This window comes from Pseudomonas sp. p50(2008) (assembly GCF_015351605.1).
In the GTDB taxonomy this organism is placed as follows: Bacteria; Pseudomonadota; Gammaproteobacteria; order Pseudomonadales; family Pseudomonadaceae; genus Aquipseudomonas.
In genome coordinates, this window is sequence record NZ_JACMYF010000014.1 from 61,075 (window position 1) to 76,044 (window position 14,970).

Sequence of the window (14,970 nt, forward strand, 5' to 3'; positions counted from 1 at the left end):
CAGGAGATCCTGCATGAGTCCGACACTCCTTCAACGACAGCCTGCACCGTTCGAGTTATCCATCAGTCGCCTGATCGACGCGCCACGGCGCAAAGTCTTCCGCGCCTGGACCGAGCCGGCCTTGCTCGCCCAGTGGTGGGGGCCGCACGGCATGACCACGCCCGAGTGCGAAATGGACCTGTGGGTCGGTGGCCAATTCCGCACCCTGATGCGCGCCCCCGACGGTTCGGAGTATCCGACCCTGGGCGTATTTCTGGAAATCGTCGCCCCCGAGCGTCTGGTGTTCACCGATGCCTTCATTCCTGGCTGGATCCCCTCGGGCAAACCATTCATGTCGGCAGAGGTGACGCTTGAAGAGCGCGACGGCAAGACGCTTTATTCCGCGCGCGCCATGCATTGGTCCGAAGAGGATCGTCAGGCCCACGAAGCCATGGGGTTCGAGGACGGTTGGGGGCAGAGCCTGGACAGGTTGGTGACGTTGGTCACTGAAGGCATGCCGGACTGATGCCGGGCGTGTCGGTCAGCGCTCGGGTCGAGCAGGTTTATCGCGACGAGTCGCGGCGAATTCTGGCGACACTGATTCGCTTGCTCGGTGATTTCGATCTCGCGGAGGAGGCGCTTCACGAGGCTTTTTTCGTCGCGGTCGAACGCTGGCAACGAGACGGCGTGCCCGATAATCCACGCACGTGGCTGGTGTCCACCGGGCGCTTCAAGGCCATTGACGTGTTGCGCCGGCGTGCGCGATTCAATGCGTCGCGACCCCTGCTGATCGCGCAACTGGAGGCGCTGGAGCAGGCGGACTGGAGTGATGAGGACGTGGAAGACGACCGCTTGCGCCTGATCTTCACCTGTTGTCACCCGGCACTCGCGGCGGATTCGCAAGTGCCATTGACGCTGCGGGAAGTGTGCGACCTGACCACGGAAGAAATCGCCCGAGCGTTTCTCGCCACGCCTACCACCATTGCGCAACGCATCGTTCGGGCCAAAGCCAAGATTCGAGACGCAAAAATCCCCTATCAAGTGCCGACCCTGGCGGAATTGCCCGAACGTCTGGACAGTGTGTTGCGGGTGATCTACCTGGTGTTCAACGAAGGTTACTCGGCGTCCATCGGCGCCGAATTGACCCGTGAAGAACTGACCCGCGAAGCCATTCGCCTGGGTCGTTTGTTGATGGAACTGCTGCCTGAGCCGGAAGTGATGGGGCTGTTGGCGTTGATGCTGTTGCACGAGTCCCGGCGTCCTGCCAGGACATCGGCAGACGGTGAGCTGATTGTGCTGGATGAACAGGACCGCTCGCTGTGGAATACCGAGCTGATCGAAGAGGGTTGCGCACTGATCGAGCGGGCGCTGTCGACGGGGCGGTTCGGGCCGTATTGCTTGCAAGCAGCGATTGCGGCAGTGCATGCAGAGGCGCTGAGCGCACAGGAAACGGACTGGCTGCAGATTGTGGGTTTGTATGACGTGTTGCTGGCCGCTGTGCCTTCACCGGTGATCGAGCTAAACCGGGCGGCAGCGATTTCCAAACGGGATGGGCCGTTGGCGGCGTTGGCGTTGGTTGACGGGATTCTGCAGCGCGGTGAGCTGCTGGACTATTACCTGGCGCATTCAGCGCGGGCGGAGTTTTACCGGCAGCTGGGCAGGGCGGAGGAGGCGCGGGGGGCGTATCGGCGTGCGCTGGAGTTGACGCAGCAACTGCCGGAACGGCGGTTTCTCGAGGGGCGCTTGCGGGCATTAAAGTGAGGCGACCTCAAGGCCGCCATCGCGGGCAAGCCCGGCTCCCACAGTTGACCGTGTCGGCCAGGACAACTTGGTCAAATGTGGGAGCCGGGCTTGCCCGCGATGGGGTCCTCAAACCCTCCACAAAATAACAGTTAACCCTGTGGGAGCCGGGCTTGCCCGCGATGGGGTCCTTAAAACCTGGCCAAAAATCTCAGGCCTGCTGACGTGTTGCCGCCAACACAATCTCCCGAATGCACACATTCTGCGGCTGCTGATAGGCATAGCTGATCGCCGCCGCCACATCCTCTGCGCTTAACACCGTGCCACCCATGTCCTGTTTCCAGGCCTGGTAACCGGTCTTGATCGCGTCATCGGTGGTGTGACTGAGTAACTCGGTTTCCACCGCCCCCGGCGCAATAGTGATCACTCGCACATTGTGCGGCGACAGCTCTTCACGCAGGTTCTCGGACAGACCGTGCACCGCGAATTTGGTCCCGACGTAGGCAACGTGGTTCGGGAACGTCTTGCGACCGGCCACGGAACTGATGTTGATGATCGTGCCGTGTTTACGCTCAACCATGCCCGCGACCACCGCATGCACACCATTGAGCAAACCCTTCACGTTGACGTCGAGCATCTGATCCCACTGCGCCGGATCCTGTTGAGTCATCTCGCCCAGCAGCATGACACCGGCGTTGTTGATCAACAGATCCGCGGGGCCGAACTGCGCTTCAGCCTCGGCCACTGCCGCGAGCAGGGTTACGCGGTCGGTGATGTCGACCCGGCGGCTGAGGGTGTTCGGCAGTTCTAGCGCCTCCAGACGCTCAACCCGACGGGCCAGCAGCAACAGGGGATGACCGGCCGCGCTCAACAGGCGTGCAGCCGCTTCGCCAATGCCGGAACTGGCCCCGGTGATGATGATCAATGGCTTGCTCATGCTTGACTCCTGGAATTGGAAAAACAAATAACTAAACGTGAGGCGCAGTATATTTATCGCCTTGCTGGCTGAAAAATGCCTTATTCCTCTTTCTGCTATCGGAATTTCCTATGGATATTCGTCACCTTAAAGCCTTCATCGCCGTATTCGAGGAACGCAATATCACCTCGGCGGCGCAACGATTGTTCCTCAGCCAACCAACGCTGTCAGTCACCATCAAACAGCTCGAAGAAGACATGGGCGCGACGTTGTTCCTCCGTCAGCCACGAGGTGTGGAGGTCAGCGATGAGGCACGGGTGCTGTACCCGCAAGCCCGGCGAATGGTGGCGGAGGCCGAGGCATTGAGCCGGCTGTTTCGTGGTCGAGAAAACCGGTCACCATTGGTGCTGGGGATTGAAGGGGATATTGCCGACAGCCAGATCGAAGCCTTCGTGCGCATGGCCCATCAGGCGTTACCCCATTTGCTGCTCACGCTGGAAGAGGGTTGCCATGGCGACGGTCGCTTGGCGGTGGAGGAGATGTGTTGCGAGGACGAATTGTTCCTGCCGTTGTGGGAGGAGTCCTACGTGATGGCATTGCCGGTCGGGCATCCGATGGCCAAGGGGGAGGCGGGCCAGCACTGGACGCCGATCGATGACTGGATCACCTGTGCGCAGCATCCTTCCCATCAGCGTTTGATGGCGTTGTACGGGCGTTCGCCGGAAGCGGTGGCCGGGCATGCCGGTTCGTTGAAACAGGCACTGCACATGGTCGCGGCGGGGGTTGGTGTGGCGATGTTGCCGCAGTCATTGGTGAGCGGGAATGACCGGGTGGTGACCCGCGCATTGCACCTGCCGGCACCGACCCGGCGAGTGGGTTTGTGTTACGCGGCGCAGGCGTTGGAGTTGCCGATGATGCGAGGGTTGCATGAGTATTTTCAGAGCAATCGGCCGATAGATATCGACGCTGCGTGAAACGTCACCCCTGTAGCAGCTGCCGAAGGCTGCGTTCGGCTGCGAAGCAGTCGTGAAATCAGGCGATGAGGTGTTCCAGTTATAGCGTGTGGTCAGAAATTACGACTGCTTCGCAGCCGAACGCAGCCTTCGGCAGCTGCTACAGATAGGTCTGTGTTTACTCCAGCATCTTGCCCAGCAACCAACTCCCCGCCGGCCCTGGCGGATGCAGGCGTGACCACAGCGCATCGACAAACACCGATTTCGGCCAGCCGCGCACCTTCAGCTCCACTAACGCCCCGGCGTCAAAACGACCCACCAGCCAGCGGGGCAAAGGCGCCCAGCCAAACCCGCCCTGAGCCATTTCCAGCAGCATCAGGTAACTTGGCGCCGACCAGACGCGGCCTTTTGCACGGCTTTCATACGGATTGACGATCGTCGCCAGCCGCAGCTCGCGGTGTTGCTGCAACACCTCCTGATCAATATCGCTCAGCGTCGCCAACGGGTGCGCACGGGAGACGAACAGCGCAATTTCCGTGCGCTCTTCGACGGTCGAACTGACCAGGTCCGGCGGATAACTTTCCTGCATCTCGGCAAACGCGACATGCGCCCGACCTCGCTGCACCAGCGCCACCAGGTCGTCGCATTCGGCAATCAGGCATTCGAGTTCCAGGTCGGGATAGCGTTGCTCGAACGCACTCAGGGCCGCCTCGAACCGGTCGGACTGGTACGTGTCGGAAATCGCCACGGTGAGCTTGGCTTCGACTCCCTGGGACAGTTGGCTGGCGGACATTTCCAGCCGGCTGGTGGCGGCCAGGATGTCCTCGGCCCGTTGCAGCATGACGTGCCCCGCCGGCGTCAGCGTGGGCTTGCGGCTGCTGCGGTCAAACAGGATCAGATTAAGATCGATTTCCAGGCTGGCCACGGCGGCGCTGATGGTCGACTGACTGCGACCCAGCTTGCGTGCCGCAGCGGAAAACGAACCTTGGGTGGCTGCCTGGACGAACGCCAGCAACACTTCGTGCGAGGCCATGAACTATCGCCTTGATCGATGGTTATTGATTATGAAGTATCGGGGCAGTGCCGGATCATGGCAACCACAGTCACTCAGAGGAGTCTGGTCATGAGCACTAGCAAATCCATCACTGAACGTTTCCTGCAGGCCGTCGGCTTCGAAACATTGGCCATCCTGATCTGTACCCCGCTGCTGGCGTGGATCATGGACAAACCGATGCTGGAAATGGGCGTCGTCACCGTCATCATCGCAGCGCTGGCGCTGGCCTGGAACGTGATCTTCAACGGCCTGTTCGATCGGCTGCTGGAACGCCTGAACATTGTGCATAACGCCTGGGTTCGCGTGGTGCATGCGCTGCTGTTCGAAGGCGGGCTGGTGGCGCTGGGCGTGCCGTTGATTGCCTGGTGGCTGAACGTCAGCCTGTGGCAGGCGTTTGTGCTGGACATCGGTGTGCTGCTGTTTTTCCTGCCGTACACCTATGTTTACCACTGGGTGTATGACGTGGTGCGTGAGCGGGTGGTGATGCGCCGGGTCTGTGAGGCATAACCCCCAAACCTGTGGGAGCGGCGGTGATCAGAACAACTGCGTGAACAACCAATACAAACTGCCCGACAGTAGAATCGCCGCTGGCAATGTCAGTACCCAGGCCATCAGCAAGTTGCGGATAGTCTTCATTTGCAAGCCGCCACCGTTGGCGACCATTGTCCCGGCGACGCCCGATGACAGCACATGGGTGGTCGACACGGGCAGGCCAAACATGTCGGCGGCACCAATTGTCAGCATCGCCACGGTTTCCGCCGAGGCGCCCTGTGCATAGGTCAAATGGGTCTTGCCGATCTTCTCGCCGACGGTCACCACGATGCGCTTCCAGCCGACCATGGTGCCCAACCCCAGCGCGATGGCCACGGCGATTTTCACCCACAACGGAATAAACCGCGTGGCGTTGTCGATTTGTTGCTTGAACAGTTGCAGCTTGTCGACGGTGTCGGCGTCGAAATTGCCGACCTTGTTCTTTTCCATCAGGCGAATGGTTTCGCTGGTCAGGTACATGTCGTTACGCACGTTGCCCATGGCTTCGGCAGGGACTTTCGACAGCGAGCCATAACCTTTCACTTCATTACCGATGTGGCCTGTCAGGGCGGCGAGGGCGGGGATCAGTTGCGGCGCCACGTCCTTGCTGCGCACATAGTCAGACAGGATCGCTCTTGGATCGGCAGGTGCCGGTTGAGGCGCACTGCGCTCCAGCGCTTGTTGGGTCACTTGCGCCACAGCAGCAAACTGCAAGGCCTGATCGGCCGGCATGGTCCGGTTCAGCGCATACGCCATCGGTAGCGTGCCCACCAGAATCAGCATGATCAGGCCCATGCCTTTCTGGCCGTCATTGGAACCGTGGGCGAATGACACGCCAGTGCAGGTCAGAATCAACAGGCCGCGAATCCACCACGGTGGCGGCGTGTTGCCTTCCGGAGCGCTGTACAGCGAACGATTCTTGACGAAAGCGCGCAATGCCAGCAGCAGCAACGCGGCGAAACCAAAACCGACCAGGGGCGAAAGCAGCAGCGCGTAACCGATCTTGGTCGCCTGCGCCCAGTCCACGCCGCTGGTGCCATCGCGGCCGTGCATGAGGGCATTGGCCACGCCGACGCCGATGATCGAGCCGATCAGAGTGTGTGAAGACGACGCCGGCAAACCCAACCACCAGGTACCGAGGTTCCACAGGATCGCGGCGATCAGCAGGGCGAAGATCATCGCGAAGCCGGCGGACGAACCGACTTGCAGAATCAATTCCACCGGCAGCAGGGCAATGATGCCGAACGCTACCGCACCGCTGGAAAGCAGTACGCCGAGAAAGTTGAAGAAGCCGGACCAGGCCACTGCGAAATTCGGCGGTAACGAATTGGTGTAGATCACCGTGGCCACGGCGTTGGCGGTGTCGTGGAAACCGTTGACGAACTCAAAACCGAGGGCGATCAGCAGGGCAACACCGAGCAGCACGAAGGGCGTCCAGGTGGTGACCACGGTGCCGAGTTCATGCACGTCATGCATCAGGCTATAGGCCGTGAACAAAAGCCCCCCTGCCAACACACCGAAAAAAATCACCAGGGTGAACAGGCCGGGTTTTTTATCGAACTGCGGCGTGGCGCTACTGGCGGGAGCCTGCGCATCGGGACAGTAGGAAGGCGTAGCCATGACGGACAATCCTGAGGAGGGAAGGAATGCCGCCCATGATCGTTGCTAAATGTTACTGAGGGGCTGCTTCAGATCAGGGTTTGGGGTGTTTGTGGGGGCCGCTGATCTGAAGGCAACGATCTTTTAATCTTAATAATCCTGGCGCTTGCGGAACGCCCAGCGCCCCGCAATGACGGTGAACGTGGCCACCAGTGCCACCAGAATCCAGAACCCTTCCGGATCCCCCGATAGCGGCACACCGCCGACGTTCATGCCGAAGAAGCCGGCGATGATGTTGATCGGCAGCGCCAGCACCGTCACCACGGTCAGCGTGAACAGCGTGCGGTTGCTTTGTTCGTTGAGGTTGGCGGCGATTTCTTCCTGCAACAACTTGATCCGTTCGCCCAGGGCCGTGAGGTCGTTGATGATCAGTGCGAACTCCTCGGTGGACTTGCGCAGCTCCTTCACGTCTTCCTTCTGCAGCCATTGCGGCGGGCGATTGAGCAAGCGCAATAACGAGCCTGGCTCCAGCGCCAGCAGGCGTTGCAAACGAACCAGCACCCGCCGGTTGGCGCCCAGCTCGGCGCGGTTGGTGGACAGCCGTGAGGAGAGCAACTCGTCTTCGATCTGGTCGACGCTCTGGCTGGTCCTGCGCACGATTTGCGTCAGGACTTCACCCTGGTCGCGCAGCAAGTGCACCAGCAATTCCAGCGGGGAGCGAAAACGTTCGCCGGCCTTCACCGACGTACGCAGCTTGTCCACCGAGTGCAAGGGTTGCAGGCGCGCGCTGATGATCAGCCGGCTGCGTGCGCACACCCACAGCGTCGACACGTCCGAAGACACCATGCTGCTGAGGTTGAACACCACATCGTTGACCACCGCCAGCAAGGCGGAATCGACATGTTCGATGCGCGTCGAACGGGAGCCTTCATGCAGCGCTTCGAAAAACTCGTCGGGTAAACCCAGGTGACTTTTCATCCAGCGCTCACAGGCAGCGTGCGCGAGGTTCAGGTGCAGCCAGAGAAAGTCGTCGTTGTTTTCCGGTTGCTCCAGGCACTGCAACGCCATGGCTGAGTCGATCTCCCGGCCACGCTCACCGGGACGAAAACTGAACCCATAGAGCAGGCCGAACAGGTCCGGATCACGGTGGCTTTGGTCGATGCTGTGGTTCATGAGGTCTCGCTGCGCGAAGGCGGTTGTTGCGGGTTTTACAGGTTCACTGGAGCCGCATCATCGCAAGGAGGTTTGACCGTTTTGTGACCGTTCGATGTCGCTGATGTTTGTGACTGCCAACGGCCGAAAGGATTAAAGAAAGGCTCTGGCACGCCGATGACGGTGATGCTGAATATCGCGATGTGGTCGTGGACCAGCGTCGCCGACAGGGAGGTCCGGACATCTTGCACGCCTGCCGGGCGTGTCTTATCCCTGTCATGAGATTCCCCTCGATGTTTTTGCAAAAATCCCTGAGAGCACAAATCCTTGCCTTGTTGAGCGGGAGCTTGCTGGCGATGTTGCTGATCGCCCTGGCCTGCTTCCACTTTCTGTCCAGTGGCGTGCAGAGCTATGCAAACCTGATCGAAGGACCTTTGCACACCTCGCAGTTGATCGATGAAGCCAACCTGCAATTCAAGGTGCAGGTTCAGGAATGGAAAAACGTCCTGCTGCGCGGCAAACAACCGGCCGATCTGGACAAGTACTGGAAGCAGTTCGAAGACCGTCAGCGCGATGTTCAAAAGATTCTCGGTGAACTGGCCGGGCAGAAAGGTATCGAGCCACCACTCAAGACACGCATCGAACGCCTGCGTGATGAGCATCGCCTGTTGGGCGCGGCGTATCAGAAGGGGCGCGATGCCTATGTGGCCGCGGGTGCTGCTCCCGCGGCCGGCGACGCAGCTGTCAAAGGTGTCGACCGTGCGGCCAGCGAGCAGATGAGCGAACTGGTCGGCGAGTTGCGCAAACAGGGCGTCGAGCAGTCGACGGTGATCAGCGCCAGTGCCGATCGCACAGTGTTGCTGGGGATCGTGGTGATGTTGGCGTCGGGTCTGTTGATTGGTCTGTTGAGCCTGTGGCTGGTCAATCGCAACCTGGTCGAACCGATCCGCAAACTGATCGAGTACGTGGCGCAACTCAGCCAGGGGCGCTTTGCCGAGCGTGTGGCCAATACCCGTCAGGATGAGTTGGGCAAGCTGGCCGTCGCGGCCAACTTGCTGCGCGATTTCCTCGCTGACACGTTCACTCGCTTGCAGCGCAGCGCCTCGGATCTGGACAGCGCGAGCGGCGAGCTGAAGTCCATCGCCAGCCTCATGGCCAGCGGCACCAACGAGCAGTTCAACCGCACCGATCAGGTGGCCACGGCCATGAACGAAATGTCCGCCACCGCGCAGGAAGTCGCCCGTCATGCGGCCGATGCGGCGCGCGCCGCCGATGATGCCGACCAGTCGGCGCAGCAGGGCGAAAAAGTCATGCAGGGCACCATTCATACCATCACCCGGATGCGCGGCGAAATCGCCAGCACCGCCACGGTGATCCGTCAGCTGGAAACCGACAGTGGACGTATCGGCAAGGTGCTGGAAGTGATTCGCGGTATCGCCGAACAGACCAACTTGCTGGCGCTTAACGCGGCCATCGAAGCGGCCCGTGCCGGTGAAGCCGGGCGCGGGTTTGCCGTGGTGGCTGATGAAGTTCGTAGCCTGGCCCAGCGCACGGCGGCGTCGATCATCGAGATCAACCAGATCATCCAGACCGTGCAAACCGGTGCAGTGGACGCAGCCCAGGCGATTGAAAGCGGTCAGTCGAGCAGTGAAGAAAGCGTCGAGCAGGTGACCCAGGCGGGGGCGATGCTCGAACGCATCACCCACGCGGTGGAAGCGATTCGCGACATGAATCGTCAGATCGCCACGGCTGCCGAAGAGCAGACGTCAGTGGCCGAAGACATTTCGCGCAACCTCACGGAAATTACCAGCATCGCCAGCACCAACTTGGATAACGTGCAGCGCACTGAGGCGGCCAGCCACAACCTGCACGGGTTGTCGGGCCAGCTGAATGAAGTGACGGCGCGCCTGAGCGCTTAGTAGCGCCACCTGATCAAATCGCGGATGCAAAAAAAGCCGCACGATCCGAGGATCGTGCGGCTTTTTTTTAGGTGTTTAATCAGTCGTCTTTCTTGTTCTTCAGAACTTCGCCGGTGGCGGCATTCAAATCCACATCCCATTCAACGCCTTGGGCGTCACGGAGTTCGACTTCGTATTCATAACCGTTGAAGTGGTTGTCCAGGTCGCTGTCGGTAATCGTGGCACCTGGGTGCAACTTCATTACGACCTTGTTCAGTTCTTCCAGCGGCTTGATTTTGCCGTCTTTAACCAGTTGCGGAATCTGATCGACCGGCACATCGGCCTGGGCCAGGCCAGCGGTGAGGGTCAGGGCAGCCGCTGTGAACAAAGCAGTCAAAGTTTTCATGAGGTTCTTTCCTTGGATGAGCTGTTTAAGTGGGATCAGATTAACTGTGGCAACTTAATTCAGGCTTAATTCTATTGAGCCGGCAAAAAAGCATCGCGGGCAAGCCTTGCTCCTACAGGTCATGCTCCAATCCGGGGGTAGCAAGATCGGTGGGAGCAAAGCTTGCTCGCGAATAGGGTCGACTCGGTCTTCAATCAATACCCGTTGTTGCGCAGCAACTGAGCAACACTTGCCGCCGCCGGGCGTTTGTAGAACTTCAATAGTTCGCTGGCGCGGTTGGTGAAGATGCCGTCCACACCGGCGTCCATGACCTTCTGATAATCCACAGCATCGTCGACCGTATAGGCATGCACCAGCAGACCTTGGTCGTGGGTGTACTGATTCATCCAAGGTTGCACCAGATCGGAATAGCTCTGATCACCGCCCTTGGTCAGCGCCACAGAAGGCCCGGTGCCTATGGCGCCCTGGGCTTTGGCGTACTCGATCCATTGCTGAAATTCGGCTTTGCTCTTCGGTTCCTGTTTGGCGTAGTAAGTGGCTTTGTCCTTGTCGCCGGACTGCGCGAACGTCACGCTGGATTTAGGCTCGATACTGCCTGGGCCGACCCACAGCAGCAGGATCTTCGGCACTTGCGGCATTTCCTTTTCGAGCAGTTCGAGGCTGCTCTTCTCGAAGGTTTGCAGCACAACTTTGCCTTTGCCCTGGCCGACCGCCAGTTCGCTTTTTGCGAGTTTCGAACCGGCAGGGCTCAACCAGCCGCGATCCTGAAGTTTTTCCTTGAGGTCGCGTTCGAGGCCGGGAAACTGTTTCGGCTCTTTGGTTTCGATGTACAGCCCGGGCTTATGCAGCGGGTTGCCTTGGGCGATGTCGATGATTTCGTCGAGTGTCAGGATTTTCAGGCCGACGAAGGATGGGCGCGCGCGGTCCGGGTAGGCGGTGTTGAACCAGCTGCCGGCGTCGAGGGTTTTCAGTTCGGCGAGGGTGAACGCATTGGCCGGGCTGTCCTTGCGCTCAGGGAATTTGGTGGCGACGTCAGTGGTGCGTTGCAGGTTGTCATCGTGCAGGGCGAACAGCACGCCATCCTTGCTGCGCTGCAGGTCCATTTCCAGGTAATCGGCTCCCAGGTCGCGGGCCAGTTTGTAGGCCGCCGCGGTGGATTCCGGGGCATCAAAGGAGGCGCCGCGGTGCGCGATCACCGCCGGGTGCGGGATGCCCATACGGGTCGCCAGCGCCGTGGGGCTTGGCTCGCTGGCAGCCTGAGCCTGGCCGAGGCCGAGCAGTACACTCAGCAGCAGGGCGCTTTGGGTGAAGGTGACTGGCATGGTCGAGGTCCTTTCGCAGAGATTCAAAGACGTCCCTTTTAACAACTGAGGACTTTGAGCGCTATCGCCAGACCGACATAAACCTGTTTAAAGCAGATATTTTCAGCACGTTTGTGCGGTTCTTTGCAGTACTCTTGCCCCTGGCGTTTCCCCGGCAGAGGGAAATCCGTTTGCTTGTCCTGCGTGTAAACCATCGATCACCGGTCCTTTTCGACCTTTTGTGAGGTTTATCATGCGCATCACTTCCCAGCTCATCTGCCAGGCCGCCGACCAACTCAAAGGCTTTGTCGGCCTCAATCGCAAAACCGGTCATTACATCTTGCGTTTCAGCGAAGACTCCTTCGGGATGGACGTGGCGGACGACGGCATTATTCCCACCAGTGAATTCGTCTGGGCGGCTGATTCGGAGCAGGGCATGACACTTAAACGCGAGTTGATTCAGTTGCTGCTGGACCAGAATATTGATGACCGGATCAACATTACCGAACCGTTGCTGGTGTACATGAATCGGCAGGATGTGCCGGAGATTGCGGCCGTTCGGAGCCTTGTTCAGGGCTGAGATTTGAGGTGTTTGTGCGGGCCTCATCGCTGGCAAGCCAGCTCCCACAGGGTTTTTGCGTTGTTCACCGGTGTTGTGTTCGACACCAATCCCTGTGGGAGCTGGCTTGCCAGCGATGAGGCCCGTTCAGACACCGCATCATTCACAGCTTGAACGCATACGCCCGCTCAACCCTGCATCCCCTCATATGAGCTCGGGCAAGCGCTGAAGTTGCCGAGACGCATCAGGCCTTGGGCTGATTCTTGAGCACAAAGTGCTGGTGCATTTCCGAAGTGAGGTTTTCGATGCGCTCGGTCAGCGATTTGGTCATTTCGGTCAGTCGGGTGTTTTGCTCGAGCAGTTCCAGCAGTTGAGCGGAGTTCTGCGCAGCTTGTGCCTGACGTTCGGAATTGGCCACGGCCAGCGCTTCACGGTGCTGCGCATCGGCGTCCGACTGGGCCTTGTCCCGCGCTGCCTGGCGGGTCTGGGCGAGCAGGATCAGCGGCGCGGCATAGGCCGATTGCAGGCTGAACGCGAGGTTCAGGAGGATGAACGGATACAGATCGAAGTGCGCTACGCCAAAGACGTTGAGGCACACCCACAACACGACGATCAGCGTCTGCGCACCCAGGAAGGTCGGCGTGCCGAAGAACCGGGCAAAGGCTTCGGCGCGCAAGGCAAACTTGTCGTTGCCAAAGGTCGGCGCCAAGTGATCGTGATGGCGGAGAAAACGCCGGTGATCGACGTGGGGGGCGGGCTGGGTTTCGGTCGGCGTGGTCATGGTGCCCTCTACGGGTCGGTGGGACTGAAGATCACTATAGCGCCCGCGCCAGTTTCATTCTGAAACACATCATGATGTTTAATTTAGCGTTGGCGAAACCTTGACCCCTGCCGCAGACATTGTCATTTATCGCAGCTCGTAACAGGCCAGGAACATGTCCAGCGCAGCGTCGACGACTGTGTTTTGCATGTCGGATTCAAGGCCCGGCAGCCCCATGGAAATTTGCGGCCAGAACGCAAAGGACTTGAGGATTCCCTGGATTTGCTGCGCAGCAAATGCCGGATCGACCGGTTTCAACCGACCATCTGCCTGAGCTGCGCGAATCCACACTGTCAGGCCTTCTTCTCGCTCGCCCATGCGCGCAACCATGTTCTGCCCGCGTTCGGGGGAATGAATAGTCGCGGCGATGGCAACGCGTGCCAGGTCGAGAAAGTTTTCATCGCCGAGGGTTTGCAACTTCGCCATCAGCATCAGGCGCATTTGGCTGCGTAACGGCTGATCAGCGTGGTAGGACGTTTCCTTTTCCTCCGTCACCCGCGCCCACAATTGATTGAGGATTTCGGCGAACAATTCTTCCTTGCTCGGGAAATGGTTGTACACCGTGCGCTTCGAAACGCCCGCCGTAGCAGCGATCTTGTCCATGCTGGTGATGTCGAAACCGTTGGCACGGAATTCGGCAATCGCCGCCAGGATGATGGCTTCACGTTTTCGGTCAGTCAGGCGCTTTGGAGCTGTCATAAGTACGCTTCGGCAGGAAGAGAAAGGAATTACACTTGGTAGTTTACTTGTGATCCACTTTGATGCAACCTTGAAACTACACTGTGCAGTGTAATGTTCTGTTAATGCTGCGCGGTCAAAAATAGAAACTTCGGCTGATGCGTGCATGCTTGGCCATTTACCGTTCCACCGAGAAGCACCGTATTGATTGCGGTCATTCTGGAGTCATTCATTCATGGCCATTTCAAATTCCGCGGCGGACAACGCCCAACCCCCTGAATCTTCCCGGCAGGTCGAAGGGCTTTTTCGAAACCATGCGCCGGTCAAACGCGAAGGCTTTCGTAAAACCTTGCGCATCATGTGGAACGTGATTTTCCACAAACCACGCAACACTCGTCCGACCGCTGCCGTGCCGGTGGAAACCCTGACGCAAGCCGCGTTGATCGCTGCGCCCAATCACAGCGTTTACCGCCTGGGCCACTCCACCGTACTGCTCAAACTGCGAGACAAATTCTGGATCACCGATCCGGTCTTCGCCGAACGCGCATCGCCGGTCCGGTGGGCCGGGCCGAAACGCTTTCATCAGCCCCCCATCAGTCTTGAGGAATTGCCACCCATTGAGGCGGTGATCCTGTCCCACGATCACTATGACCACCTGGATTATCAGGCTGTGCTCAGGCTCGCGGACAAGACCAACTACTTTCTCGCGCCACTGGGTGTCGGCGATACCTTGATCAAGTGGGGCGTCGATGCCGGCAAGGTGCGCCAATTGGATTGGTGGCAGGGCACCGAAGTGGCTGGCATTGAGTTCATCGCCACACCTTCGCAGCACTTTTCCGGCCGGGGCCTGTTCGATGGCAACAGCACGCTGTGGGCGTCGTGGGTGATGATCGATGGTGATGCGCGGATTTTCTTCAGCGGTGACAGCGGCTATTTCGATGGCTTCAAACGCATCGGTGAACAGTACGGCCCGTTCGACCTGACGCTCATGGAAACCGGTGCATACAACGTCGACTGGCCGCACGTGCACATGCAACCGGAGCAGACCCTGCAGGCGCACATAGACCTGAAAGGACGCTGGTTGTTGCCGATTCACAACGGGACTTTCGATTTGTCGATGCATGCCTGGTACGAACCGTTCGACCGCATTCTGGCGTTGGCGTGGGAGCGCAATGTGTCGATTACTACGCCGCAGATGGGGGCTGCATTCAACGTGAAGTACCCGTCCCGTGGCGCAGCCTGGTGGTATGACGTAGAGCAGCAGGTGTATCAGAACCAGCAAAGCATTGGATAAAGCGGCTACAGCGTAAAGGGCGCATTCATACGTGATCTGGCGATCAGTGATGACACACATTCCTGGCTGCGTCGGTAGGCTGGAAAGCGA

16 protein-coding genes and 1 pseudogene are annotated in these 14,970 nt (G+C 59.3%); 8 read left to right on the plus strand and 9 right to left on the minus strand.

Annotated elements, in window-relative coordinates:
* Nucleotides 1-13: 13 nt before the first annotated feature.
* Both H7698_RS29340 and H7698_RS29345 read left to right on the plus strand, forming a co-directional pair.
* The gene (locus H7698_RS29340) at nt 14-505 is read left to right on the plus strand and encodes an SRPBCC family protein (RefSeq protein WP_162438671.1); all 492 of its coding nucleotides are present in this window, start codon (nt 14-16) and stop codon (nt 503-505) included.
* Nucleotides 505-1,740, plus strand: coding sequence for an RNA polymerase sigma factor (locus tag H7698_RS29345; protein ID WP_194693746.1), 1,236 nt, complete (start codon nt 505-507; stop codon nt 1,738-1,740). Before H7698_RS29340 ends, H7698_RS29345 begins: the two co-directional genes overlap by 1 nt.
* Nucleotides 1,741-1,930: 190 nt before the next feature.
* On the opposite strand, the gene H7698_RS29350 is transcribed toward H7698_RS29345, so the two are convergent.
* The gene (locus H7698_RS29350) at nt 1,931-2,656 is read right to left on the minus strand and encodes an SDR family oxidoreductase (protein ID WP_194693747.1); all 726 of its coding nucleotides are present in this window, start codon (nt 2,654-2,656) and stop codon (nt 1,931-1,933) included.
* Between the two features lie 110 nt (nt 2,657-2,766).
* Here H7698_RS29350 and H7698_RS29355 point away from each other — a divergent pair, with 110 nt between their 5' ends.
* Nucleotides 2,767-3,609: a LysR family transcriptional regulator gene (locus tag H7698_RS29355; protein WP_162438674.1), complete on the plus strand. Its 843-nt coding sequence runs from the start codon at nt 2,767-2,769 to the stop codon at nt 3,607-3,609.
* A gap of 157 nt (nt 3,610-3,766) precedes the next feature.
* Here the strand turns inward: H7698_RS29355 and H7698_RS29360 are convergent, their stop codons facing one another.
* Entirely contained in the window at nt 3,767-4,621 is an 855-nt protein-coding gene (locus H7698_RS29360; protein WP_194693748.1) for a LysR family transcriptional regulator, read from the minus strand.
* Between the two features lie 90 nt (nt 4,622-4,711).
* Between H7698_RS29360 and H7698_RS29365 the strand changes: the two genes are divergently transcribed.
* On the plus strand, nt 4,712-5,149 hold the full coding sequence (locus H7698_RS29365) for a multidrug/biocide efflux PACE transporter (RefSeq protein WP_194693749.1): 438 nt from the start codon (nt 4,712-4,714) through the stop codon (nt 5,147-5,149).
* Nucleotides 5,150-5,176: 27 nt separating this feature from the next.
* On the opposite strand, the gene H7698_RS29370 is transcribed toward H7698_RS29365, so the two are convergent.
* The 3 genes from H7698_RS29370 to H7698_RS29380 all read right to left on the minus strand — a co-directional run bounded on the left by H7698_RS29370 (nt 5,177) and on the right by H7698_RS29380 (nt 8,310).
* Nucleotides 5,177-6,649, minus strand: a complete 1,473-nt coding sequence (locus H7698_RS29370) for an inorganic phosphate transporter (RefSeq protein ID WP_442966347.1) — start codon at nt 6,647-6,649, stop codon at nt 5,177-5,179.
* 273 nt (nt 6,650-6,922) lie between these two features.
* Nucleotides 6,923-7,945 (minus strand): transporter, encoded by a 1,023-nt coding sequence (locus H7698_RS29375; RefSeq protein WP_162438677.1) that lies wholly within the window; start codon nt 7,943-7,945, stop codon nt 6,923-6,925.
* Nucleotides 7,946-7,980: 35 nt separating this feature from the next.
* Nucleotides 7,981-8,310, minus strand: a complete 330-nt coding sequence (locus H7698_RS29380; RefSeq protein WP_162438643.1) for a hypothetical protein — start codon at nt 8,308-8,310, stop codon at nt 7,981-7,983.
* A 489-nt stretch (nt 8,311-8,799) separates the two neighbouring features.
* Between H7698_RS29380 and H7698_RS32015 the strand changes: the two are divergent.
* Together H7698_RS32015 and H7698_RS32020 are read left to right on the plus strand one after the other, a co-directional pair.
* A pseudogene (locus tag H7698_RS32015) lies at nt 8,800-8,910 on the plus strand (hypothetical protein); the annotation flags it as partial.
* 228 nt (nt 8,911-9,138) lie between these two features.
* Nucleotides 9,139-9,843, plus strand: a complete 705-nt coding sequence (locus H7698_RS32020; protein ID WP_442966348.1) for a methyl-accepting chemotaxis protein — start codon at nt 9,139-9,141, stop codon at nt 9,841-9,843.
* A gap of 79 nt (nt 9,844-9,922) precedes the next feature.
* Here H7698_RS32020 and H7698_RS29390 read toward each other — a convergent pair whose 3' ends face one another.
* The gene (locus H7698_RS29390; RefSeq protein WP_194693752.1) at nt 9,923-10,228 is read right to left on the minus strand and encodes a PepSY domain-containing protein; all 306 of its coding nucleotides are present in this window, start codon (nt 10,226-10,228) and stop codon (nt 9,923-9,925) included.
* 194 nt (nt 10,229-10,422) lie between these two features.
* The gene (locus tag H7698_RS29395; RefSeq protein WP_194693753.1) at nt 10,423-11,550 is read right to left on the minus strand and encodes a glycerophosphodiester phosphodiesterase; all 1,128 of its coding nucleotides are present in this window, start codon (nt 11,548-11,550) and stop codon (nt 10,423-10,425) included.
* Between the two features lie 232 nt (nt 11,551-11,782).
* On the opposite strand from H7698_RS29395, the gene H7698_RS29400 reads away from it, so the two are divergent.
* The gene (locus H7698_RS29400; protein WP_194693754.1) at nt 11,783-12,109 is read left to right on the plus strand and encodes a DUF2025 family protein; all 327 of its coding nucleotides are present in this window, start codon (nt 11,783-11,785) and stop codon (nt 12,107-12,109) included.
* A 223-nt stretch (nt 12,110-12,332) separates the two neighbouring features.
* On the opposite strand, the gene H7698_RS29405 is transcribed toward H7698_RS29400, so the two are convergent.
* Complete coding sequence (locus tag H7698_RS29405; protein WP_194693755.1) at nt 12,333-12,869, minus strand: DUF1003 domain-containing protein; 537 nt, start codon at nt 12,867-12,869, stop codon at nt 12,333-12,335.
* Between the two features lie 126 nt (nt 12,870-12,995).
* Nucleotides 12,996-13,607, minus strand: a complete 612-nt coding sequence (locus H7698_RS29410; RefSeq protein ID WP_194693756.1) for a TetR/AcrR family transcriptional regulator — start codon at nt 13,605-13,607, stop codon at nt 12,996-12,998.
* 214 nt (nt 13,608-13,821) lie between these two features.
* Here H7698_RS29410 and H7698_RS29415 point away from each other — a divergent pair, with 214 nt between their 5' ends.
* A complete protein-coding gene (locus H7698_RS29415; RefSeq protein ID WP_194693757.1) occupies nt 13,822-14,880 on the plus strand; it encodes an MBL fold metallo-hydrolase in 1,059 nt (352 codons plus the stop codon).
* Nucleotides 14,881-14,970: the final 90 nt, after the last annotated feature.